The organism is Nocardia sp. PE-7 (assembly GCF_030486425.1).
Taxonomy (GTDB): domain Bacteria; phylum Actinomycetota; class Actinomycetes; order Mycobacteriales; family Mycobacteriaceae; genus Nocardia; species Nocardia salmonicida_A.
The window spans coordinates 2,403,512-2,426,270 of record NZ_CP129614.1 but is presented as its reverse complement, the minus strand read 5'-3'; the positions used below and the strand labels follow the sequence as shown (position 1 = coordinate 2,426,270).

The following is a 22,759-nucleotide window of genomic DNA, read 5'->3' as shown; positions in this document are numbered from 1 at the left end:
GCCCGGCACACCCGATCATCGGATCGACCGGGTTGAGCCAAGCGGTTTCGCGCTTGACCGAGTTCGTTGACAGGAGCGCTCCAGCTCGGTTAAGTTAACAACCATTCTCATTAAGTTAACCACGATTCTCGCCGGATGCAAAGGGGCCAAGCGTTTCCTTCCACCGGCGCGGAACTCCTGAGCGGAGAGAGGCTCCATGCTGCGCACCCGATTCACCGAGGCCTTCGGTGTCGAGCACCCCATCGTGCAGGGCGGGATGATGTGGGTCGGCCGTGCCGAACTCGCGGCCGCGGTCTCGGAGGCGGGTGGTCTCGGCATCATCACCGGACTGACCCAGCCGACCCCGCAGGCGCTCCGCGAGGAAATCGCCCGGACCAAAGACCTCACCGACAAGCCGTTCGGGGTGAATCTGACCATCCTGCCCTCGATCACTCCGCCGCCCTACGCGGAGTACCGCCAGGCGATCATCGACGGCGGCGTCCCGATCGTGGAGATCGCCGGCGGCAACCCCGGAACCCACCTGCCCTACCTCAAGGACGCCGGCATCAAGGTGCTGCACAAGTGCACCAGCGTCAAGCACGCGCTCAAGGCACAGCAGGTCGGGGTGGACGGGATCAGCATCGACGGCTTCGAATGCGCCGGTCACCCCGGCGAGAACGACACACCGGGCCTGGTCCTGATTCCCGCCGCCGCTCGCGAGATCGAGATCCCGATGATCGCCTCCGGCGGCATCGCCGATGCTCGTGGACTGGTCGCCGCGATGGCGCTCGGTGCGGACGGCGTGAATATGGGGACCCGGTTCCTGTGCACTGTCGAGTCGCCGATCGCGCATGTGGTCAAGGAACAGATCGTCGCCAACACCGAGCTCGACACCAAGCTGATCTTCCGGACCTTGAACAACACCGCCCGCGTCGCCGACAACGCCGTGAGCCGTCAGGTCGTCGAGATCGAGCGCCGGGGCGGCACGTTCGACGATGTCCGCGAACTCGTGGCAGGTGCTCGCGGCCGCAAGGTCTACGAGGACGGCGACCTCGACGCGGGCATCTGGAGTGTGGGCCAGTGTCAGGGCTTGATCCATGACATTCCCACCTGCGCAGACCTCGTAGCGCGGATCGTGCGCGAGGCCGAGGCACTCATCGCCGGGCGCCTGTCCAGCTCGGTCGCCCAACCGGCCTGACCCCTTCCGCGCCTTCGAGGAGACGATGATGTCCACAGAACCCCTGCGCTCGCGACGCAATCACTGGATGAACCAGATCGCGATCCATGCCACCACCATCCCGGACGCTCCCGCATTGCGTTACCTGGGCAAGACCACGAGCTGGGGTGAACTGCACTGGCGGGTAGGGCGTTTGGCCGATGCGCTCGCTCGCCGCGGCGTCGGGCCCGGCGACCGCGTGATGATCCTGATGCTCAACAACACCGAGTACCTCGAATCGGTGTTCGCGATCAACACCCTGGGCGCTATCGCGGTGCCGGTGAACTTCCGGCTCACTCCGCCGGAGATCGCCTACCTGGTCGCCGACAGCGGCGCCGCGGTGATCATCACCGACGAGGCACTCTCCCCTCTCGCCGCCGCGGTAGCCGCCCAGTCCGATGATCTGCGTACTCATATCGTGGTCGGCGCAACCACCGGCGACGGGGTGCTCGGCTACGAGGACCTCATAGCCGAGAACGGCGAGCCGCACGAGCCGCGCGATGTCACCGAGGACACCGCCGCCCTGATCATGTACACCTCCGGCACCACCGGAAACCCCAAAGGCGCGGTCCTGACCCACCTGAACATGAATTCGCAGGCTCTCACCTGTATTCGCGCCATGCGCTACAGCCCCGACGACATCGCCTTCTGCGCCTCGCCGCTGTTCCACATCGCCGGTTTGGGCAGCATCGCGTCGTGTTTCGTCCTCGGTGCGTTGACGGTGATCCATCCGCTCAAGGCCTTCGACGCGAAGGAGGTGCTCGACGCCTGGGAAAGCGAACGTGCGACCTCGGTATTCCTCGTACCCGCTCAATGGCAGGTGGTGTGCGCCGATCCGACTGTCGCACAGCGCGATCTGCGGCTGCGGGTGATCAGCTGGGGCGCGGCCCCAGCCTCCGACACCGTGCTGCGAGCCATGGCGCAGACCTTCCCGAACGCGCTCAACGTGGCCGTCTTCGGGCAGACCGAGATGTCGCCGATCACCTGCGTCCTCGACGGCGAGGACGCGATCCGCAAGCTCGGCTCCGTCGGCAAGCCGATCCCCACCATCGCCACCCGCGTCGTCGATGACGAGATGAACGATGTCGCCCAGGGCGAGATCGGCGAAATCGTCTATCGCGGACCGACTTTGATGCGCGAATACTGGAACAACCCGCGTGCGAGCGCCGACGCGTTCGCGGGCGGGTGGTTCCACTCCGGAGATCTCGTTCGCCTCGACGAGGAGGGCTTCGTCTACGTTGTCGACCGCAAGAAGGACATGATCATCTCCGGCGGCGAGAACATCTACTGCGCCGAGGTCGAGAACGTGCTGTTCGCGCACCCGCGGATCAGGGAGGCAGCGGTGATCGGCCGTGTCGACGACAGATGGGGCGAGGTCCCGGTCGCTGTCGTGGCCGTCGAGGACACCGGTGACATCGGTCTCGCCGACCTCGAACCGCACCTCAACGCCCACCTCGCCCGCTACAAGCACCCGAAGGTCTTGGTGGTGGTCGACGCACTGCCGCGCAACGCGGGCGGCAAGGTCGTCAAGCACGAACTGCGCACACTGTACGGCTCGCCGGGCTTGACGCCCGCGGTCACCGGCTGAGAAACCCCCTGAGTTTCGGCGGTGGCCACCTCGACAGCACAGCCGAGGTGGCCACCGCCGAACTCGTCGAACAGCAGCGCCGACCACGGGGATCGGCAGGCCACTGCTCGGTCGTCGGCGGTGTTCGCGATCAGAGCGAATGTACCTGTCGATGCAACCTCGACAGGACCGCGTCCTCGGCGACTCCCGGCATGCCACAGATCTGTATGGAGCGGTCGACCACCCGACCCACCGCTTCGACGACGAACGTCTTCGCGCTCGAGATCGCCTGTGCCGATGGCTCCTCGACATCGAAGAGCAGACAGGCCCGGTCCACGAGTGCGCGGGCGGCCAGAATATCGATCTCGTTGTCGACGATGAACTGCTCGACCACCCCTGCGACGCTTCCTACCGACGTGTGGGCGGCCGACCGCTCGATGGCGATGTCGGCGGCCCGACGCGCTGATCCCATCCAGCGCATGCAGGCGGTCAACGTCGCCGGCCCGACCCTGGCCAGGGCATAGTCGGCGCCGCGGTCCACGTCGCCGAGCACCGCGTCCTCGCCGACCTCGAGATCCTCGAAGACCAACTCGCCGTCGCCACCGAGTGTCCGTGTCCGAGGGGAATCGACCGCACGCCGCAGCGTGTAGCCCGGAGTATCGGCGTCCACCACGAACATCGTCGTATCGCCGCGAGATCCGCCACTACCGCCGGTGTGGGCGGTCACGATCGCGACGGAGGCACCGACGGCGCCGCGGACGAACTGCGGCCGGCCATTGATCACCCACCCGGCACCGGTGCGCGTGGCCACGATCGGCAGCTCCGATGTCTGCGACCTGGCCACGTCCGTCGATTCAGTCGATACAGAGCATGAACGGATGCGTCCGGCCGCCAGCGGGATCAGGTACCGATTTCGCTGTTCCGCCGAAGCCAGATGTTCGAGCAGGAAGATGTTGCCGTCGTCGGGCGCGGCGCAATTCAGCGCGAGCGGACCGAACTGCGAATACCCGGACGCTTCGACGATCGGAAGACGATCGCGCATGTTCAGGCCCGATCCGCCGAATTCGGTGCCTATCTGAGGAGCGAACACCCCGGCCGTTCTGGCAGCCGTGTGCAGCGCCGAACGGACGTCATCGGGCAGATCGGCAGCGATGCCGTGAAATCGATCTTCGACGTCGATCACGACGTCCCGCACCAGCAACTCGGTTCGTCTGGCCAGGTCCGCGACAACGGTGCGGCCCGACTCTGCGGACACCATGCTCCTCCCGCACGGTCGCCGACCCTCGCCGCCCACGACCTTAAGTTACCATCTATTTTGCCTATTAGCTGCCATGATTCGACTGTCTAGCAACACTATAGAGCATATGCAGGAAGTCATGTTACTGTTCATTCTGCATCGATGCTCGGACTACGATGCACCGCGCGAGCTGCCGCCAACGCAGCCGGTTCGCCCGTGCGGGCCCCGCCTGCCCGACCGACTCAGTTCGAGCACCGCGACGGAACCTCCTTCGAGGCCGATGCCAGTCGCAGAGTACTGACTTCGGGTGCAGTCACCGAGTCGGCCGAGGATCGCGGAAGGGTACCAACGATGGCAATCCCATCCGAAAATGCCGTATGGCTGCGAACACTGCACGATGTGGCATCGCTGACCGATCAACTCGTTCTTCATTTCATCGACGATGTAGCGACGTATGACATTTCGCCCGGCACGCCGATCGCGACGAGCCTGGTAGCGATCACCCGGGCTTCCCTCGAGGTCGCGCAAGGGATGCTCGAGGGAAACGACGTCACACACGAACTCGGCGAACTTGCGATCATCGCCGCGGGATTGGCGGGCGAAGGCGTACCTATCGACCTCGTCCTGCACGGTTTCCATGAAGGCATGCGGATCGTTGTCGGCCAGATGTTCCTTCAGTACCAGGATTGCACCCGCGAGACTGTGATCGACGGATTCCAGATCGCCATGACGATCAGCGACCAACTCTGCATGACCGTTGCTCACGCGTACGTCGGCGAGCACGGCGGAGCAAGATTCGGACCGGACGCAGAGCGGACACTCACTTCCGCACTGCTGGCCGGGCAGTGGACACACTCCATGGCCCGCAAATGCGGCATAACCATCGCTGCCACGTACTCGGTGCTCGCCGTCACGATTCGAGAAATCCCGGATTCCGGGATCGCCTTGCACTACCTGCGCAAGCTGCGAAAAGCCCTGGCCCACCACAGCGACGGCCAGGGTTTGGCGCGGCTGTCTGCCGACGGTGGGACGATTCTCATCCCGGCCGAGACGGTGGCCGAGCACGAACTCGATGCCTTGGTCGCAGCGCTGGCGGGGGCGGCCCAGGTCGAGCTGGTCGCGGCAGTGGTGTCGACACCCACCGCCGATATCGCCTCAGCCGCGAAAACCGCACACGAAATACTCGAAGTCGTCGAGCGACTCGCCTGCGCACCGGGCCTCTATCGATTCGATGAACTGGCACTGGAATACCAGCTTTCGCGACCAGGACCAGGTCTCTCCCGGCTCGGCGAGTTGGTGGCGCCGCTGGAGCAATATCCCGATTTGCGGAAAACATTGCGGGTGCATATCGCCAACAACTTGAACCGGGCACAGACCGCGCGAACCATGAATATCCACGCCAATACCGTCGATTACCGACTTCGCCGAATCGCCCGGCTCACCGGGCTCAACCCGGCGCGGGCATCGGATCTGTGGCAGTTGCGGGCGGCGATGGTAGCCCGAGACTGCCGCGATGACAGCCCGAGAAACTGATGGAGCCCACGTAGATGTTCAGCAGCGTCGGGTGGAGCGAGACGATCATTCTCGTCATCGCCGCCCTCGTCATCATCGGCCCGGAGCGCCTTCCCGGTGCGCTGCGCTGGACGATCGACAGCGTGCGCCAACTGCGAGACTTCGCCGCCGGCGCGACAACACACTTGAAGCAGGACATCGGCCCGGAGTTCGACAACCTACGCAAACCCCTCGCCGAGCTCGACAAGATGCGCGGCATGTCACCTCGATCGCTGGTCACCCAGTATCTCCTCGATGGCGACGACTCGCTACTGCGTGACATCGAGGGTGCGCTACCCACCACCGAAGATCTCGACGTGGTCGCCAAGCCGGTACACGGACCCTCGGCGACCGAACCGCCTGCATCGTCGCCGCCGCACGGGTGGCAAGCCACCGACTACACCTGAGGTCATCCAGGGACGAGGGTCTATTTCTCGGGCTGCGATGAGATGGGTTCAGCCGAGATCAACGGATCGGGCGCACTCAGATGCGAAGCCGTCTCGTCGTCGAGATCGTCACCCTCGGCCGCTACGCGTCGGTCGCGTCGCTTGTCGTTGATTCGAGCGAACTGCACCGCCATTTCGAACAACACAGTCAACGCGACCGCCAGAACCAACATCGAAATCGGGTCCTGCGGTGTGACGACCGCGGCGAAGACGAAAAGACCGAAGATCATTCCGCGTCGCCACGCTCGCAGCTGCGCGTAGGTGAGCACTCCGATCACGTTCAATCCGACGATGATCACCGGTGTCTCGAAACTGACCCCGAAGATGATCAACAACTGGATGATCAGACCGAAGTATTCTGAACCGCTCAACGCGGTGATCTGCGCCTCGCTGCCGATTTCGAGCAGGAAGCTCAACGCGTGGGCGACCACGAAATACGCGAGCACCGCACCTGTCGAGAACAAGATCGTCCCCGCGGTGACGAACCACACCGCGTACCGGCGTTCCTTGGCATAGAGCCCGGGTGTGATGAAAGACCAGAGTTGATACAGCCATACCGGCGCGGCGAACACCACCCCCGCGGTGAACCCGACCTTCAGCCGGAGCATGAATTGTTCGAAGGGACCGGTCGCGAACAACCGACACGATCCGTCGGGTGTGAGCGCCGCGCGCGTCGAGGGATCGAGCGCACAGTAGGGCCCGAGCAACACATCACCCAGGCTCTGGATTCCGAGAATCGCGTGGGCGTACCAATAGACTCCGAGCAGTGTCGTGACTGCGACAGCTGCTATCGAGATCAGTAGCCGGGCACGCAGCTCCTGGAGATGTTGGACCAGCGACATCGTGCCGTCAGGATTGCTCCGACGCTTGCCCCGTAACAGGTCGATCGAAATTCGCACAGTGGTAGGCCCTTTGGGATTGCGGCTCGGTCGACGACGGCGGCGTACCGAAGTGAGCAATCGCCCACTTCGGTACCGGCACAACGCTCAGAGCGTCTTCGATCGGTATGCCATCGGTTCACTGTGCGGTGCTGCTGTCGGCTGTGCCGACACAGCCTGCACTTCGGGCTCCCGCGGCCGCTCGGTCGCCGAGTCTGCTCCCTCGGATTGCATCTGACTCACCTCGCTCTTGAAGATTCGTAGCGACCGACCGAGGCCGCGCGCGGCATCCGGCATGCGCTTCGCACCGAAGAACAGCACGAAGACAGCGGCGACAATCAACCAATGCCATACGCTGAACTGACCCATATTTACCTCCTGGATTCGACATGGTCGGCTCGGAATCAATCCGATCGCGAGCCAATGAATTTCGACATTCAGCTCACCAGATCCACCTCGCCTGCGTATTCCGGGAAAACCATGTCGCGACGTCGACGTATCCCGTGCGCAGCCGACCGATCGACTCCGGACACACGACATCGCCTGGTGGTGCCCCGTTCCCGAGACAACTCTGACAATCAGCCGCCGAATTGCGGACGGCGGTAAGGATTCTCCAGAACTATCGGCTATACGATGACACCGCGACCGGTATCGCTCTCCTGGTAGTTCGCTTTGCGAACTACCAGCGCCGACTGCAGGTACCAGAGCCCATCGGCCGATGAAGGATCGAAGCCCGTGAGCTTGCAGATTCCCTTCAGCCGATAGTCGATGGTGTTCATATGCACATTGAGCTGTCGCGCGGTCCTACGACGATTCAGATTGTTGTCGAGGTGCGTGCACAAGGTCTCCATCAGAATCGGGTGATCATCGAGTGGATTCAGTAGCGCATCGAGATGCCGACGCACCGGAGATGGTCGGGTCAACTGATATTCAACCGCCAGATCAGCGAAACGAAACACACCAGGCGGGCGCTGCATTCTTTGCGCCAGATCCAAGAGTTCGTACAGCTGATCAACGGTCTCCGGAATTTCCGTCGGCGACGCCTCCGCACAGGTCGCGGTCAACTCGATTCCGGCCACGGCGGACAGATCAGCCAACAAGTTCCCGAGATCCCCGACTTCAGCCGCCGGTATGAGGACGACGCCACCGCGCACGTCGAGTCGCGACAACGAACGCACCGACCAATGCGAATCCAGGGCAGACCGAATATTGCGTATCATCCGCCGGAGGTCCATCTGGGTGACAAAAGCGTCGGAGCTGCCGTCGCCGCGGGCTGGAAAGTGCACCGCCAGCACGGAATAGCGCTCGGCGATCTCGAAGCCACTGCACCGCGTGATCGTCGAGGTGTCCTGCCCACCGAGCAACGCGACCGCTAACGCATTTCTGGTCCGTTGATCGTCGACAACCTCTGCCTCGACATGGTCGGCGTAGGCCAGCGATATCGCCGATGTCACGCTGTCCAGCATTTCGGTCGCGAGTTGCCGCACTGCCGCCAGCTTCTGCTCGTCGGTGCCGACCAGATTCGAGGCGATCAACTCCAGACTGGTTTCGAAACCCCGATCGATCGCGCGTTCGATCACCTCGCTGGGCACCTCGGTGCGCGGCGGCGGCGCGGCAATGCGATGGCGAACAGTAATGCCCCGCCCACGGACCGGAACCGCGGCCGGCGTGGGACCGGGACGTAGAGCATCAGCGGTAGCCAAGGCATCAGCGCTGACGCCACCGCGGCTCGTGGTCATGTTGTCGAGCATGCGGGCGACCAACTCGTCGGCGAGTGCTCGGACTCTGAGGGAGGATTCCGCCGTGGCCACACGGGGCCGCACAGAATCGATTCGGGGTGAATAGTCGGTAGTCATCGATGACTTCCTCACTGCGTTCAACGTCACCTCTCGGCGGCGATGGCTGGCAAGCAGTCTCCCACGGCGGGCACTCCAGCACAAGTTTATGTTAGTCCTCATTCCAGTCTGATGAGGCTCGAATCCCCTCCGCCGCCCAGCGCTTGACGCATCCACCCCTCGCACCTGCACCAGGAAATGCCCGGCCTAAACCAGCTGACCGCAGCTGTTCTCACAGTTCAGCGCGCAACCCACCGTAGTTCAAGACGCTCAAGTGATCTACGTCGATAGCGAGCCACGCAAGCAAGATCAGATTAAGTTACCGTTGATTCATGCCAATTCGGGATGGGTGGCGGGCTGTTCATACGCGGCGACGACCTCCCGCGAGAGCCTCCCGCGAGTGGCGACTCGGTGTCCGTTCCGACGTGCCCACGCCCGTATCCTCGGGCCATCGTTGCGCCGTGTCGACGTGGGGTCCGTGCGGCTGGCTCCCACTCGGCGACCGCGAGATCGCGACGTTCGCCCCAGTGGTCGGGCGAGCGAAATCCAGGGCTCGAACACCTCACGAAGCTTCGTCGCGTTGGGTCCGGTCACATCGATTTGATAGAGAACGCCGTCGATACCGAATGTGACGGTTTCGTCCGCGCGCGACGTTCCGTCGATGTCGTCGACAAGGTGGATCTCGATGTATCGAGTCATCTTTCGGCCCTTACCGAGGATCGGTGTTCTCGAGCTTGCGACGAAGCAGTTTGCCGGTGGCGTTGCGTGGCAACTCGTCCACGAACACCACATCCCGCGGGACCTTGTGTCGCGCGAGGGCCGCCTTGACGTGGTCCTTTATCTGCTGTGCGTCGCGCGAAGCACCCGGTGCAGGCACCACGAACGCGCGCAGGCGTTTTCCGAAGTCACGATCGTCTACCGCCACGACCGCCGCCTCGAGGATATCCGGTCGTTCCACGAGCAGGTTTTCGACCTCGAGCGGAAAGACGTTCTCCCCGCCGGAGATGATCATGTCGTCGTCTCGACCATCGATGAACAGCCTTCCGGCCGCATCGAAATGGCCGACATCGCCGCTGGACTGCATGCCGTCGACGATCTCCTTACCCGTGCCGTCGGTATAACCGCCGAAACTGAGTGCGCTGGCGACGAAGATGGTGCCGACCACGCCCGGTTCGGTGACCCGACGGCGGGCTTCGTCGTAGATCGCGACCCGGCAGCCCACGGGTGGACGACCGACGGTGCCAGGCGCTTCACGCATGTCGGCGGGCGTGGCGACGGCCGCCACCGCGACCTCCGTCGAGGCATACAGGTTGTAGAGCACCTCACCGAACGCCAGCGCGGTACGCCTGCTCAAATCGGGCGAAATGGAGGATCCGGCCGCGAAGATCACCTTCAACGAGGAGGTGTCGTATCCGGCCAGAACGGACTCACCCAGATCCACGATGCGCTGCAACATCGTGGGTACCAGCACCAGGGTGCCCGCACGATGGTGCTCGATGTCGGCGAGCGTGCGGCGCGGGTCGAATTTCCGCTGCTGCAGGATGATCGTGCTACCCAGCGCCCAGCCCAGGATCAGCTGCGACAGGCCGGTTCCATGGAATGCCGGCGCCGCGAGCACAGTGGTACTCGCCCTCGGCAAGGGAATCCGATCGAGGAACTGCGCCGATTGCAACGGCGACACCTTCCCTCGCGGTGCACCTTTCGGCGTTCCGGTCGTGCCGCTGGTCAGCACCACGATCCCGCCGGGCTGTTTAGGACTCGCCAGCGGGCGGGTGCTCTGGCCCGCTCGAACATCATCCAGAGTGAGCTGCCCGTGACTCGCCCTGCCGTCATCAGAGGTCAGAATAATGGGTAACTTATCGGGCAGGTTGCCGAAGCGGTCGAGAAACTCCGCATCCAACAGGATCGCACCGACGCCTTCGCGCTCGGCCACCGATACCAGTTGCGGCCCTGCCATTCCCGTATTGAGCAACACGATTCGCGCGCCCAGCTTGCCCGCGGCGAGAAGCGACAAGACCATCCCCCGATGGTCGCGACACAGTGCGGCCAACACGGTGTCACTCGTGATCCCCCGCGCGGCAAGGCCGTTGGCCACGGCGTTCGACCTGAGATCGAGCTCTTCGAAGGTCAGCGGCCCCCGCTCGTCGACGATGGCAGTTGCGGCGCCGTTGTGGCGAGCCGCGTGCGCGAACGCGGTAACCACAGGGCCGAGCACTGTCGCATCCTTGGCAGTGCGGAGCAGTTCCACCGGATGCTGGAGTTCGATCGCGCCGCTCCTGCGCAGGACCCCGACGGCGGACAGGCCGTCAGTCATGGTTCTGACCAGGGCTGCAGGCATACTCGGGATCGCCGACATGGACACCTCCGAAGGGCTCGGGTACTCGGGACGAGCGATCGGAATCCACACCCCGACAGCCGATGGAGATCGTAGCCTGTGTCGGAATGATTGGTAACTTAATGCTGCCGAAAGTGCGGAAAAGTATTGTGGAAGCTCGGCCCCGGTGAGAAGATGAGCGCGTGAATCTCTCATCCTTTCGAACCGGAGGGCGGCCATGACCCGTTCAGCAAGGGCTGGTCGGCCGCAGGATGTCTCGGACGACATCGCGCGCCGCCACCGCTATCTCAACGGTGTCGGCGCGATACTCGGCGGCCCGGCGAATGTGATCATGCAGCTGAGCCTGCCGCCGGTGGGGCGCGGTGTGGTGGAGAGCGTCGTCGAATCAGGCAGCTACGCAACGCGACCGGCCAAGCGCGGCCGAACCACGCTCACCTATCTCGCGGTGGCGATGATCGGAACCGACGAAGATCAGGCGGCATACCGCGCCGCGGTGGGCACCGCCCACCGCCAGGTGCGCTCGGGCCCGCACAGCCCTGTCAAATACAACGCCTTCGACCCTCGGCTCCAACTGTGGGTCGCCGCCTGCCTGTACCGCGGCGTCCTGGATACGGTGAACCTGCTGTACGGCGGGATGAACGAGCAGGATGCCGACGCGATGTATCACGATGCCGCCAGATTCGGGACAACTCTGCAGATGCCCGCCGAACTGTGGCCGGCCGACCGCGCGGCCTTCGATCGGTACTGGGACTCGATGCTCGGTGATCTGTCTTTCGACGACGAAGTCCGCACCTACCTGCTCAACTATGTTGTCGAGCTGGCGGCGTGGAGTCGAGTTACCCAAGTGCTGTTCGGTCGGTTGAATCGCTTCTTCACCACCGGGTTTCTGCCACAGCAGTTCCGTGACGCGTTGGGCCTGGGGTGGAGCCCTCGCAGGCAGCGCGTGTTCGAAATCGTGATGCGCACCGTCGGTCGGCTGCTCGATGTGCTGCCGGATGCGTGGCGAGCTCAGCCCTTCGAACGCTACCTGGAAGACATGCGTGAGCGTCGATCCCAGGGCAAGAATTTGATCTGAGCGGGCACAGGGTGCATCGAGCCAGATCCTCGGTCGCTTTTCCGCATCGCTGCGGCAATTTCGTCTTCACCTTGCCCGAGGCATTTCAAGCGACCGTCGCGATGGGAGGGGACACGACGGCATTGCGGAGCCATGACCGCACGAGTCAGTACTCCTGGCGTCAATACGGAGAGGCCGTGCGTGACATCGCGTGCGGACTTCTCGAACTGTCGGTCGACAAGGGCGAGACGATCGGCCTGATGCTGTCGAACAGGCCGGAATTCCACCTGGTGGACGCCGCCGCTCTGCACGTGGGCGCGACTCCGTTCTCGATCTACAACTCGATGTCCCCACAGCAGATCGCCGAAGTGTGCGCCAATGCCGAAAACCGAATCATTGTCACCGAGAGCCGGTTCCTGCCCGCTCTCCGGCAAGCCGGGGTGGCGTTCGAGGTGATCGTCTGCGTAGACGATCCGGTTCGCGGAACGCTGCCCCTGGAAAAACTCGCCGAGATGAAAGCGAAGGCGCGCATCTTCGACTCGGTCTGGCGCGATGTCCGCCCTGACGACCTCGCGACAATCAGTTACACCTCCGGTACAACCGGTTCACCGAAGGGTGTGGAGTTATCGCATGCCAACATCCTGGCCCAACTGCTGGGGCTCGCCGAACATCTACCCGTAGGTCCTCGGGACCGGATCCTGTCCTACCTGCCTGCCGCCCATATCGCCGACCGGGTAACCGCTCACTACGGCGCCATGGTTCGCGGTGTTCAGGTGACGACGCTGCACGAGCCGACGAAGTTGGCCGAGGCGTTGTCGAACACCCGCCCGACGATCGTGTTCGGGGTTCCCCAGGTGTGGCAGAAGACCGAATCCGCGATCGAACGTGGAATCGATACTCACCCGAACGCGGTCGCCCGAAGGATCGGCCGTTGGGCACTGGCAACCGGGCGGCGCTGCGCGAACATACACGTCGAAGGGGGCCGACCCGGTCCAGGATTACGGCTCCGGTCTCGAGTGGCCGAGCGCCTGGTGCTGCGCCGAGTTCTGCGCGCGGCCGGCCTGGACGCCGTGCGTTTCGCGGTTTCGGGTGCCGCGCCGTTGTCCGGGGAAACCACCCGGTTCTTTCGTGCGTTCGGAATCCCCCTGAGCCAAGTCTGGGGGCTCACCGAGGCCACTGGCGTGTGCACCACGACCTCGCCGACCGATCTGTCGGCAGGGTCGGCCGGAAAGCCGGTTGTCGGCATCGAAATGCGCCTCGGTATCGATGGCGAGATATTCGTGCGCGGACCGACCGTCATGCGCGGATACCACCAGGACCTGGCGGCCACCTACCAGGCCATCGATGCCGAGGGCTGGTTGCGTACCGGCGACCTCGGAGAGATCGATGCCGGGGGCGGACTGTGCATCGTGGGGCGCAAGAGCGAGATGATCATCACCGATGAGGGAGACAACGTTTCTCCGGCCATCATCGAGAATGCCATCGCCGCCGCGTCTTTCCTGATCGGCCATGTGCTGGTGATCGGTGAGCAGCGGCCATACCTGACAGCGCTGATCACGCTGGACGAAGACGCCATCGCCGCCGATGCTCGACGGGCGAACCTCGAGCCGGCGACGCTCGAGGTTCTGTGCACACGACCCGGGATTCGCGCCGCGGTGTCCGAAGCCGTCCGCAGAGCGAATTCCACCGTGTCGGGACCCGAGCAGGTCCGGCGGTTCACGCTGCTCGACCATGCCTGGCGGCTCGGTAGCGCGGAAGTCACTCCCAAATCGAGCCTGCGTCGCCGGGTGATCGAGCAGAAATACGGTGTGGAAATCGAGTCGCTCTACCATCGCTCGCCACCGAGCAACGTCATCGATGCGGCTGCGGCGGCGATACCCGCGAAGCGGGTTCTCCACGACCGGAGCACCGCACAGACCGAACACTATTCGGCCTACTGGCCGTCACGTGGAATGTAATCGGCAGCGAGAGCTCGTAGCTCTCGCCGTCGTGAGCCCGGAACCGACCAGACTGAGAGCAAGGGTCCACTATGCCTCGTTCACACAGCATTCGGATATCGACACGTTCGAGTCCGATGGCTGTTCATCAGGCCGAACAAGTGGCTGCAGGGCTCAATCGGCTCGGCGCCGACACCGAGCTGATCAAGCTCACGACGGCGGGTGATCGGTGGATGGGCGACCTGGCAGCGCTCGGCGGCAAGGGCGCGTTCGTCAAGGAGATCGACAATGCGTTGCTTCGCGGCGAGGCCGACGTGGCGGTGCACTGCCTGAAGGATATTCCCGGCGATGTCCCGATCCCACCGGGTACGACCTTCGCCGCCTACTTGGCCCGCGAAGATGTCCGCGATGCCGTGATCAGCCGCACCGGCGCTGCACTGGCCGACCTTTCCGCCGGGGCCAGGGTCGGCACGAGTTCCGTCCGCCGAACAGCGCAACTGCGACTGCGTCACCCCCACCTCGATATCCAGCCGCTGCGCGGCAACGTCAACACCAGACTGGCCCGCCTCGACGAGGGTCACTTCGACGCGATCATCGCCGCGGTGTCAGGTCTTCGACGGGTCGGTCAGCAACACCGAATCACCGAAACCCTCACCGTCGATCACATGTGCCCACCGATCGGCGCGGGAATCATCGTGCTGCAGTGTCGCGACGATGACGACGAGGTGAAGCAGCTCGCTGCTCAGCTGGACCATCCTGGCACCCGCCGCCATGCAACGGCCGAACGAGCGATGCTGCACGCGCTGCAAGGGCATTGCAACTCTCCGATCGCCGGCTTGGCGACCGACGCTCCGGGCGGGCGAATCATATTGCGCGGCAAAGTCTTCTCCGCGGACGGATCGCGATGGCTCGATGCCCAGGATTGGGGCGTCGAGGACGATCCCGAGTCCTTGGGATTCTTCATCGGGTCGAACCTGCTGCGCCAGGGCGCACGTCGATTGATCGACGAGATCCCGCACTGATCCGTGCGCATGCCGACGCACTCGACAATGACGACTCACGATCAACAGGAGAACACCGATGGCTGCCGACAACCGACGACCTGATCGCAGCGCGCGTGTCGTCCTCCCGGGGCCGACAGCCGCAGCATGGGACTGGCAGTTGACCGCCCGGTGCAGGCAGATGGACCACGAGCTGTTCTTTCCGAGCACTGAGGACAGCCTCGGATCAGTCCGCACCCAGGTTCTGCTCGCGAAGAAGGTCTGTCAGGCGTGCCCGGTGCTCGCCCATTGTCGCGCCTACGCGATCGAAGCCGGCGAGACGCACGGGATCTGGGGTGGAATGACGGCATTGGAACGCGGGCGGCACCGGCGTCGAACCTCGTTGCGCCACACGGACACCTAGTGCGCACTAGCCGAGGCCGGACAGGCCTGTCCAGAACAGGGCGACGGTGGTGTCGACCGCGTCGGCTTTAGGGATCGGGCGACCGGCATCGAACCAGTAGCGCGCCGCCAGATGGCTGGCGCCGACGAGACCGAACGCGCAGGCCCGGGCGCGGTAGGGATCCATCCCCGCCGCGTCGAGTTCGGCACCGACCAGTGCGGCGCATTCGGTCATCGCGATACGCACCCGGCCCTCGACGCTCGGCTCACTCGGGACCGGGGTGTCGAAGACGAGTGTGTATCCCGCGCCGTCGTCTTCGTCGACGAAGTCGAAATAGGCCGATACCACGTGCCGGACCTTGTTCTCGTACCCCGTGTTCGTGCGGAGCGCGTGCCGGATCCCATCGGTCATGTGGTCCAGATAGCGTTGCAGGACAGTGGAATACAGGTCGACCTTGCCCATGAAGTGGTCGTAGAGCACCGGCTTGCTCACCTGTGCCCTGATACTGATCTCCTCCATGCTGGCGCCGTGGAAACCGTGATTCACGAAGACGTCGCGCGCGGCGTCGATGACGACCTCGCGCCGACGTGCACGGGCGATGACGCGAGCTGCGCGGGGAGAGATGTGCGCGTTCCCCACTTCGCCGCGCAGGGCGGTCATCGGGCAGCGCTCGATCCGTCAGCCCGAGTCGGTGGCGAGCAGCCGATCACGCTCGCCACAGCTGGCTTCCCGACCGGGATACCACGATATTGGGAACCACGGCATTGGCGGACAGGCGAGTGATGGCCAAGACCAGTTCCGCGATGTCGCCGGTGGTGAGCATCGCCGCACGGTCGAGTTCCTCGCGTTTCCACGCCGTCATATCGGTATCGACATAGCCGGGTGAGATGGCTGTCGCGCTGACTCCGTTCGCGGACTCCTCCAGCGAGATGGTTTCGCAGAGGGACACCAAAGCGGCTTTCGACGCCCCATAGGCGGCCAAGCCCGGCTCGCCGGCGACACCGGTGATCGAGGCCAGCGCGACGATTTTCGCGCCCGTGTCGGGGTTGTCCTTCGCCGTCTCACGCAGCAACGGCAGGCAGTGCTGCACGAGGGTCAGGGGACCGCGGACGTTGATGTCGAACATGCGGTTGTAGCTGGAGGCGCTCATGGTCGCCACCGGTCCGGCGGTGCCGGTGCCCGCGCAGTGCACCAAGACGTCGAGGCCACCGAACCGATCGGCGTGGACGTCGGCGAGCCGCTGAAGCTGCTCGGAATCGTTCATATTGGCGATCACGGTCACCACGTCGACGCCGTGGTCGTTGCGCAGCTGTTCAGCGGTGGCATCCAGCACGGCTTTGTCGCGGGCGGCGAGCGTGAGGTCGTAGCCGAGTTCGGCCAGGCGCCGCGCGACCTCGGCGCCGATCCCGCGCGAGCCGCCGGTGATCAGGGCGGATCGTCGATTCGTCATCGCTGCGCCGATCCCGCGCCGGGGACCTGTGACACTCCCCCACCGAACTTCGCCCCGCAGGGCGGTGTCCGAATCACGTCGACGATGACAGTGGACATCTTTGACTCTCCTCGCGCGTCGTCGCCGACGGTCGGCGACAGCGTCAACAAGTTAATCATGATTCTCTCGATTAAGGAATGTCGCTTGCGCGCTGGAAGCTCGACGCATCGTGGAGGCTCCGACGCTATGTTATGCCCTGTTCACGCACAGGGATCACCCGACGCGTTGCATCGCAGCTCCGACGGAGCGGTGCCGGGAACCGAGGCGATTCCGACCCGACCGCCCCTGGCACATGTGGTGTTTACGATTCGAAATCGACTACAGGCGACAGGACCGGGTACGCGGCGGCCGAGGAGACCGATCGAGTACCATCCGGCCCCTTCCGCTTAAGTTACCAGCCATACTGCACATGATGGTCAGAGCAGTCGATCGCCGGTTCGGCTGGACCGCTGCGGGCACACCCCCATCGAGACTTGGACATTTCTGCATGTCAGAGCCATGTCTTGCTAGAGCTGCGGCGTGTCACACCGTTCAAATTCCAGCGGTTGCAAGGCGCAAGTCCGCATAACGTAGACACCACGCCGAGCGCCTGTTAAGTTACTGCACATTCTAGTCCGACTCGGGGCGGTACATCGAGTGCTCACGAGGTGGTCTGGAGGTCTGATTGTGCTCAATGAGGAGTCATGACATGGATAGTCTCAATAGGCGTAACGCGCTGAAGGCCGGCGGAATGCTCGGCGTCGCAGGCGCTATCGGATTGGGCGCGACCGCACGGGCCGATCCGTGGACGTGGTCGCCGGAAGGATCGATAGCCGGATCCGGAGCCGGTGTCGACCCGTTGACGGTATGGGATCCCGAAGCCGACGAACTCGTCGCCGGACTCATCGATCGCGGCGAAGTCCCCAAGATCAACGAGTTGTTGCGGACCTGGACCAGGAACGGCCAGGCACTGCCGGACGGTTTGCCCACGGAGTTGCGCGACTTCATGGAGTACGCCCGCCGACTGCCGCAGTGGACCGATCAAGGCAAGTTGGATACCGCGATCTCGTTCAACAAGAAGCGCGGACTGTATCTCGGTGTCCTCTACGGGTTCGCCAGCGGCATGATGAGCACCGTCATCCCGAAGGAAGCTCGGTCGGTCTATTACTCCAAGGGCGGCCACGACCTCAAGGACCGCATCACCAAGACCGCGAAACTCGGCTATGACATCGGTAGCGCGAATGCCTACACCCCTGACGGGGAAATGATCGTCACCTGCGTCAAGACTCGCCTCGTTCACGCCGCGGTGCGCCACCTGCTGCCGCAGTCACCGCACTGGGTGCACTCCGCGGAGGAGGACATCCCGATCAGCCAGAACGACATCATGGTCACCTGGCACAGCCTGCCGACGACCGTGATGAAGCACCTCAACTCGTGGAAGGTGCCGATCCCGGCACACGAATCGGAGGCTTTCCTGCACTCCTGGCAGGTGGCCGCGCACCTGCTGGGTGTCCGCGACGAGTACATCCCCAAGTCTTGGCCCGACGCCAATTCCCAAGCGGCGCAGATCCTCGATCCCATCCTCGCGCCGACGCCGGAAGGCGCCAAGCTGGCCGATCGGCTCCTCAGCCTCGGCGCCAACATCGATCTGTCGATTCTGAGCAAGCCGGTTCTCGGCGCGTTCACTCGTTTCCTGCTCGGCGACAAGATCGCCGACGGGCTCGCGATTCCGAGGGAACCGGTCTGGGATCCCCTGCTCCAGGTCGCGTGGGGTCCGTTCATCGCCGTGCGCGAGGGCCTGCTCACCGTGGTCCCGCCACTCGAGGATCCCTACTGGCTCCTCGACGAATTCCTGCGTAAGGCCGCCCTGATCTATCTGGCCGAACTGCGCCTGCCGATCAGCATCGAACTCCCGATGATGAACCGCGACATGAGCAAGCCGCCGCGCTGACACGTCGGCGACGGTCCCCCACGAACCCAATTCTCAGGGAGTTCCCACTCCCCAGCAAGGAGCACGACATGCGCAACACTCTTCGTATCGCCGCGGCCTCGGTCGCGGTGGCCGGCCTCGTCGGAGCCGCAGCGGGCACGGCAGTAGCCGAGACAGGCTCATCGGGAGCCGACGCAGGCTCGGCCGCGGCCAACTCGGCCGCTCTGCTGGCCGGGCAAGGCGACATCATCGGATTGATCGTCCTGCTCGGTGTCACTCCGTTTCAGATCCTGACCGGTGGCGTCTGTGATGTGGCGACACTGACGGGTTCGGCCAGCCCGTGCACGCCGGGACCCAAGCACTACTGAAAGGCGCTTGCCTCGAATTGTCGCGACGACGGACCCTTCTCGTCGTCGCGACAAGAGGAGAGATCCAAAATGCGCGACAGTGCAGTCGAACGCACAGATCCCATGCCTTGGATGCCGAAACCGGTAGCTGCGTCCGGAGTTCGCGAGGTGCTCGACTACTTCGGAAAATGCCCGACTTGCGGTTATCCGGCGCGGGCCAGCACGCACACCGTCTATTACAGCGACGGATCGACCACCGCGAAGGTAACCGGCATGTGCGAGTCACCCTGCGGGTGGTCCGGGCCCGTCACCCTCACCACGATGACAGATCGTCGCCGGTTCGATCAGCCGGATTGACGGCGCACCGACGGCGTGATGCCGCGGAAACCAGTTCGGCGCATCGGGCGTGAGTACCACACCCGATGCGCCGAATCTGTTGCCTCCACAATGATTTGGTCACCCTCGCCGGCGGCCCCCTCGTCTGCCACGCCGCACGCTTGTCGAGACGCGCAGGCAATGTTGCCCGATGTCGCGGCACCGCAATGTAGTCGGACTACGCTGACCGCCATTGCCGCCCATCGATGCATTGAGGGGATCAAGCGTGACCAGCAGCGAATTCGCGTACACCGGGTGCGACAACCTGGAGGCGATGACCGAAGCGGTCAACTACAACAAGTTTCTGATCGACTGCGTGGATAAACATGTCACGTCGCCAGATCTGCGCATTCTCGACTTCGGCGCCGGTAGAGGCACCTATGCCGATATGTTGGCCGAGCGTCGGATCATCCCGGATTGTCTCGAACCCGACGCCGATTTGCAGAAGTTGCTGCTGTCGAAGGGCTACAAGGTCGTCGATTGCGAGGCCGAGCCGTCCGAATCCGAAATGTACAGTCTCATATATTCTTTCAACGTTTTCGAGCACATCAAGAATGACCAGGAAGCCTCGGAACACCTCACCTCGCTGCTGCGGCCGGGAGGGACGCTGGTGATCTATGTGCCTGCGCTCGAGATGCTGTTCACGTCCATGGACACGAAGGTCGGGCACTACCGTCGTTATCGCCGGACCCAGCTCAACCGCATACTGCGCAACGCCGGGCTGGAGATCGTGGAGTCGCGGTACTGCGACCCGATCGGCTTCTTCGCCACTTTGGCGTACAAATTCGCGGGCAGCGACGACGGCACGATCAACACGCGGGCGCTGAAGCTCTACGACCGGGTGGTGTTCCCGCTCAGCAAGCTCCTGCAGGTCGTCACCGGCAAGCTCTTCGGAAAGAACATCCTGGTCGTCGCCACGAAGGCCTGACCGTCACCCTCGTCGCCCCGGCGGTAGCGGCGACGAGGGTCGACGCGGTCGGCTCAGCTGGTCCGACTGCCGACCGACTGTGCCAGGAAAGGCCACGAGGATCGCAGGTCGTCTTCCCAGTATCCCCACGAGTGTGTGCCGACAGGACGCTCGTCCAGCGTGACCGGAATGTTCAACTCGCGCAGTCGGTTGGCGAGGTTCACGGTGCAGAAGTGCACTGCGGCTTCGATGGGGCCGCCGAACGCGATCTGAACGGGGAGCGGGATCCTGCCGTCCTGGACACGGGGGTCGGCCGGTGTGTCGTGCGGTGCGCCGGGGATACCGGTCCCGGTGCTCAGATAGACCTGGGTGCCTCGCAGCCCTTCCGCGTTGACGAGCGGATCATTGGCTCGCCACAGCGGACCGTTGCGCGGTCCCCACATATTCTCGATGCTTTGGCCGCCACCCCAGTTCTCCACCGTGATCCGGACGAATTCCTGGCCGATGGGATCCGAGGTCTGCGCGCACCCGCTGTAGGAGGCCACGCTGTTCCAGAAGCCGGGCTTGGCGATCGCCAGATTCAGCACCGAGGTGCCGCTCATCGACACACCGACCACAGTGCGGTTGCCGTCGGCGCGCAGGAACCCCTCGATGACCGAGGGCAACTCTTCGTTGAGGAAGGTCTGCCATTTGTTGCGACCGAGCACAGCGTCGTCGCGTACCCAGTCGGTGTAGTAGGAGCTGGCGCCCCCGACCGGGGTCACGACGTTGACGTCCTTGTCCCGAAGGAAGCTCACGGCGTCGGTCTGCGCGTCCCACCCGCTCTGATTCGGGCCGCCTTGGGAACCGTTGAGCAGGTACATCGTCGGCCGCGGGTTCGCGGTGTCGGCGGCCCGGATGACCTGCAACGGGATGGATTTGTCCATCGCCGGAGAGAAGACGGTCACCAGTTGGCGCCTGTCGTCGATGTCGACCGCCGAGACCACACGCGCGGCGTCGGGCTCGGCGACCGCGACCTTCGCTGGCAGCGCCAGACCCGCCACGGTCAGCGCGCTCACCAATGTCGCGTACACCCTCGCCGTACGGATCGATCGCCGTGTTCTTCTCACTGAGAAAACCTCTCGTCTACCGGGTGCACTGTCGAGGCAGTGCGGGTCACCCCACGGTCGACGTGAGGCATGTAGGGAGGTTCGGGCTGCCCCGGCCCGCGGTTTGGTGGAGGGCGAAAATTTGCCGATCCGGGTACGGCGGTCAGCGGCCGAGGAACTCCTCGATCGCGGGCCAGGTCGTATCCGCGGCCGACACCATGCCCAGGTGACCGCCGCTGACCTCGACGAATTCCACCTCGGCGGCGTTGGGCAGCACCTCGAGGCCGCGGCGCACCGAGGCGGCGGGCACCACCACATCGCTGCGGCTGCCTGCCAGCAATACCCGGCAGGTGACCTTCGACAGTTCGATCACCAGGTCCGACCGCAATCGGATAGACCCGCTCGCGAGTTCGTTGCGCAGCACCAGGCTGCGGTAGATCTGCCAGTACGAGCGGCCGGGATAGCCGGGCATGGTGGCCATGAACCGGTCGGTGGCCTCCATCTTGGCCAGCGCCTCGGTGTCGAAGGCGTTGCGGGCCAGGTATATCGGTTTGGCGAGCTCACGGTCGAAAGCCTGGATCCGGAACCCCAGCCGCACGAATTCCTGCGGGATGCCGCCCATGACCTTGGTCGCCACGGCCATCTCCCGACCACCGGTGACCTTGGCGACCAGGCGCAGCGGGATCAGGAACGCGGTGCGGGCTTGGTCGATCGGCGCGGCCAGGCAGGTGATCGAGGCGATCGGCAGGTCGGCATGGGAGGCCGCCGTCAGCAGGGCCAGCACACCGCCCAGCGACCAGCCGATGATGTCCACGCCGCGGCCGTCGTGTTCTTCGCAGACTCGCGAGATCGCCTCGGGCAGGATGTCGTCGGTCCAGTCCTCGAGGCCGAGATCGCGATCGGCATAACCGAATTCGCCGTAGTCGATCACGTAGGGCTGCCTGCCCTGGTCGAGCAGATAGCGCACCAGACTCTGCCCCGGACGTAGGTCGAAGCACGCCGTGGTCACCGCGAGCGGCGGCACGAGCAGCACCGGATTGCCCTTCGCCGACGTGGCGCGGTCGTAGCGCTTCAGATGCCGGTGCGCCCCGGCGTACACCGTCGTCGACGGTGCGGGGCGGTAGGACTCGAGTCCACCACCGAACGACACCGACCACACATTGCGCACCGCGCGCGGCAGCTCGGCAACGATCCCCATCGGTAAACCCCTTACCTCACCAGTCACT

At 64.2% G+C, this 22,759-nt stretch carries 21 protein-coding genes; 11 read left to right on the top strand and 10 right to left on the bottom strand.

Annotated features, from left to right (window positions below):
• Positions 1-196: 196 nt before the first annotated feature.
• A complete protein-coding gene (locus tag QX204_RS11340) occupies positions 197-1,177 on the top strand; it encodes an NAD(P)H-dependent flavin oxidoreductase (protein ID WP_301906640.1) in 981 nt (326 codons plus the stop codon).
• Positions 1,178-1,205: 28 nt separating this feature from the next.
• On the top strand, positions 1,206-2,783 hold the full coding sequence (fadD5, locus tag QX204_RS11335; RefSeq protein WP_301906639.1) for a fatty-acid--CoA ligase FadD5: 1,578 nt from the start codon (positions 1,206-1,208) through the stop codon (positions 2,781-2,783).
• A gap of 130 nt (positions 2,784-2,913) precedes the next feature.
• Here the strand turns inward: fadD5 and QX204_RS11330 are convergent, their stop codons facing one another.
• Entirely contained in the window at positions 2,914-4,017 is a 1,104-nt protein-coding gene (locus tag QX204_RS11330) for an acyl-CoA dehydrogenase family protein (RefSeq protein ID WP_301906638.1), read from the bottom strand.
• 144 nt (positions 4,018-4,161) lie between these two features.
• On the opposite strand from QX204_RS11330, the gene QX204_RS11325 reads away from it, so the two are divergent.
• Both QX204_RS11325 and tatB read left to right on the top strand, forming a co-directional pair.
• On the top strand, positions 4,162-5,532 hold the full coding sequence (locus QX204_RS11325) for a PucR family transcriptional regulator (protein WP_301906637.1): 1,371 nt from the start codon (positions 4,162-4,164) through the stop codon (positions 5,530-5,532).
• 14 nt (positions 5,533-5,546) lie between these two features.
• A complete protein-coding gene (gene tatB, locus QX204_RS11320) occupies positions 5,547-5,957 on the top strand; it encodes a Sec-independent protein translocase protein TatB (protein WP_301906636.1) in 411 nt (136 codons plus the stop codon).
• A gap of 20 nt (positions 5,958-5,977) precedes the next feature.
• Here the strand turns inward: tatB and tatC are convergent, their stop codons facing one another.
• The 5 genes from tatC to QX204_RS11295 form a co-directional block, all read right to left on the bottom strand.
• Positions 5,978-6,895 (bottom strand): twin-arginine translocase subunit TatC, encoded by a 918-nt coding sequence (gene tatC, locus QX204_RS11315; RefSeq protein WP_301906635.1) that lies wholly within the window; start codon positions 6,893-6,895, stop codon positions 5,978-5,980.
• Between the two features lie 87 nt (positions 6,896-6,982).
• Positions 6,983-7,243, bottom strand: a complete 261-nt coding sequence (tatA, locus tag QX204_RS11310) for a Sec-independent protein translocase subunit TatA (RefSeq protein WP_301906634.1) — start codon at positions 7,241-7,243, stop codon at positions 6,983-6,985.
• Positions 7,244-7,500: 257 nt separating this feature from the next.
• Positions 7,501-8,730, bottom strand: coding sequence for a PucR family transcriptional regulator (locus QX204_RS11305; protein ID WP_301906633.1), 1,230 nt, complete (start codon positions 8,728-8,730; stop codon positions 7,501-7,503).
• A gap of 309 nt (positions 8,731-9,039) precedes the next feature.
• A complete protein-coding gene (locus QX204_RS11300) occupies positions 9,040-9,408 on the bottom strand; it encodes a histone-like nucleoid-structuring protein Lsr2 (RefSeq protein ID WP_301906632.1) in 369 nt (122 codons plus the stop codon).
• Between the two features lie 10 nt (positions 9,409-9,418).
• The gene (locus tag QX204_RS11295; RefSeq protein ID WP_301906631.1) at positions 9,419-11,065 is read right to left on the bottom strand and encodes an acyl-CoA synthetase; all 1,647 of its coding nucleotides are present in this window, start codon (positions 11,063-11,065) and stop codon (positions 9,419-9,421) included.
• 196 nt (positions 11,066-11,261) lie between these two features.
• On the opposite strand from QX204_RS11295, the gene QX204_RS11290 reads away from it, so the two are divergent.
• The 4 genes from QX204_RS11290 (at position 11,262) to QX204_RS11275 (ending at position 15,439) form a co-directional block, all read left to right on the top strand.
• Positions 11,262-12,119 (top strand): oxygenase MpaB family protein, encoded by an 858-nt coding sequence (locus tag QX204_RS11290; RefSeq protein WP_301906630.1) that lies wholly within the window; start codon positions 11,262-11,264, stop codon positions 12,117-12,119.
• Between the two features lie 11 nt (positions 12,120-12,130).
• Positions 12,131-14,056, top strand: coding sequence for an AMP-dependent synthetase/ligase (locus QX204_RS11285; protein ID WP_301906629.1), 1,926 nt, complete (start codon positions 12,131-12,133; stop codon positions 14,054-14,056).
• A 116-nt stretch (positions 14,057-14,172) separates the two neighbouring features.
• Complete coding sequence (hemC, locus tag QX204_RS11280) at positions 14,173-15,057, top strand: hydroxymethylbilane synthase (RefSeq protein WP_301906628.1); 885 nt, start codon at positions 14,173-14,175, stop codon at positions 15,055-15,057.
• A gap of 58 nt (positions 15,058-15,115) precedes the next feature.
• The gene (locus QX204_RS11275) at positions 15,116-15,439 is read left to right on the top strand and encodes a WhiB family transcriptional regulator (protein WP_301906627.1); all 324 of its coding nucleotides are present in this window, start codon (positions 15,116-15,118) and stop codon (positions 15,437-15,439) included.
• A 6-nt stretch (positions 15,440-15,445) separates the two neighbouring features.
• Here the strand turns inward: QX204_RS11275 and QX204_RS11270 are convergent, their stop codons facing one another.
• Positions 15,446-16,078, bottom strand: a complete 633-nt coding sequence (locus QX204_RS11270) for a TetR/AcrR family transcriptional regulator (RefSeq protein WP_301906626.1) — start codon at positions 16,076-16,078, stop codon at positions 15,446-15,448.
• Positions 16,079-16,124: 46 nt separating this feature from the next.
• The gene (locus tag QX204_RS11265; RefSeq protein WP_301906625.1) at positions 16,125-16,868 is read right to left on the bottom strand and encodes an SDR family NAD(P)-dependent oxidoreductase; all 744 of its coding nucleotides are present in this window, start codon (positions 16,866-16,868) and stop codon (positions 16,125-16,127) included.
• Positions 16,869-17,595: 727 nt separating this feature from the next.
• Between QX204_RS11265 and QX204_RS11260 the strand changes: the two genes are divergently transcribed.
• The 3 genes from QX204_RS11260 to QX204_RS11250 all read left to right on the top strand — a co-directional run bounded on the left by QX204_RS11260 (position 17,596) and on the right by QX204_RS11250 (position 20,466).
• The gene (locus QX204_RS11260) at positions 17,596-18,837 is read left to right on the top strand and encodes an oxygenase MpaB family protein (RefSeq protein WP_301906623.1); all 1,242 of its coding nucleotides are present in this window, start codon (positions 17,596-17,598) and stop codon (positions 18,835-18,837) included.
• 68 nt (positions 18,838-18,905) lie between these two features.
• Complete coding sequence (locus QX204_RS11255; protein ID WP_301906621.1) at positions 18,906-19,184, top strand: hypothetical protein; 279 nt, start codon at positions 18,906-18,908, stop codon at positions 19,182-19,184.
• Positions 19,185-19,764: 580 nt separating this feature from the next.
• Entirely contained in the window at positions 19,765-20,466 is a 702-nt protein-coding gene (locus QX204_RS11250; RefSeq protein ID WP_301906620.1) for a class I SAM-dependent methyltransferase, read from the top strand.
• A 53-nt stretch (positions 20,467-20,519) separates the two neighbouring features.
• Here QX204_RS11250 and QX204_RS11245 read toward each other — a convergent pair whose 3' ends face one another.
• A complete protein-coding gene (locus tag QX204_RS11245; RefSeq protein WP_301906619.1) occupies positions 20,520-21,503 on the bottom strand; it encodes an alpha/beta hydrolase in 984 nt (327 codons plus the stop codon).
• A 193-nt stretch (positions 21,504-21,696) separates the two neighbouring features.
• On the bottom strand, positions 21,697-22,731 hold the full coding sequence (locus QX204_RS11240) for an alpha/beta fold hydrolase (RefSeq protein WP_301906618.1): 1,035 nt from the start codon (positions 22,729-22,731) through the stop codon (positions 21,697-21,699).
• Positions 22,732-22,759: the final 28 nt, after the last annotated feature.

Excerpts from the sequence above, each read along its gene's own strand:
- QX204_RS11340 (WP_301906640.1), top strand. The coding sequence starts at position 197 with ATGCTGCGCACCCGATTCACCGAGGCCTTCGGTGTCGAGCACCCCATC.
- fadD5 (WP_301906639.1), top strand. The coding sequence starts at position 1,206 with ATGTCCACAGAACCCCTGCGCTCGCGACGCAATCACTGGATGAACCAG.
- QX204_RS11325 (WP_301906637.1), top strand. The coding sequence starts at position 4,162 with ATGCTCGGACTACGATGCACCGCGCGAGCTGCCGCCAACGCAGCCGGT.
- tatB (WP_301906636.1), top strand. The coding sequence starts at position 5,547 with ATGTTCAGCAGCGTCGGGTGGAGCGAGACGATCATTCTCGTCATCGCC.
- tatA (WP_301906634.1), bottom strand. The coding sequence starts at position 7,243 with ATGGGTCAGTTCAGCGTATGGCATTGGTTGATTGTCGCCGCTGTCTTC.
- QX204_RS11305 (WP_301906633.1), bottom strand. The coding sequence starts at position 8,730 with ATGACTACCGACTATTCACCCCGAATCGATTCTGTGCGGCCCCGTGTG.
- QX204_RS11300 (WP_301906632.1), bottom strand. The coding sequence starts at position 9,408 with ATGACTCGATACATCGAGATCCACCTTGTCGACGACATCGACGGAACG.
- QX204_RS11295 (WP_301906631.1), bottom strand. The coding sequence starts at position 11,065 with ATGTCGGCGATCCCGAGTATGCCTGCAGCCCTGGTCAGAACCATGACT.
- QX204_RS11290 (WP_301906630.1), top strand. The coding sequence starts at position 11,262 with ATGACCCGTTCAGCAAGGGCTGGTCGGCCGCAGGATGTCTCGGACGAC.
- hemC (WP_301906628.1), top strand. The coding sequence starts at position 14,173 with ATGGCTGTTCATCAGGCCGAACAAGTGGCTGCAGGGCTCAATCGGCTC.
- QX204_RS11275 (WP_301906627.1), top strand. The coding sequence starts at position 15,116 with ATGGCTGCCGACAACCGACGACCTGATCGCAGCGCGCGTGTCGTCCTC.
- QX204_RS11270 (WP_301906626.1), bottom strand. The coding sequence starts at position 16,078 with ATGACCGCCCTGCGCGGCGAAGTGGGGAACGCGCACATCTCTCCCCGC.
- QX204_RS11265 (WP_301906625.1), bottom strand. The coding sequence starts at position 16,868 with ATGACGAATCGACGATCCGCCCTGATCACCGGCGGCTCGCGCGGGATC.
- QX204_RS11260 (WP_301906623.1), top strand. The coding sequence starts at position 17,596 with ATGGATAGTCTCAATAGGCGTAACGCGCTGAAGGCCGGCGGAATGCTC.
- QX204_RS11255 (WP_301906621.1), top strand. The coding sequence starts at position 18,906 with ATGCGCAACACTCTTCGTATCGCCGCGGCCTCGGTCGCGGTGGCCGGC.
- QX204_RS11240 (WP_301906618.1), bottom strand. The coding sequence starts at position 22,731 with ATGGGGATCGTTGCCGAGCTGCCGCGCGCGGTGCGCAATGTGTGGTCG.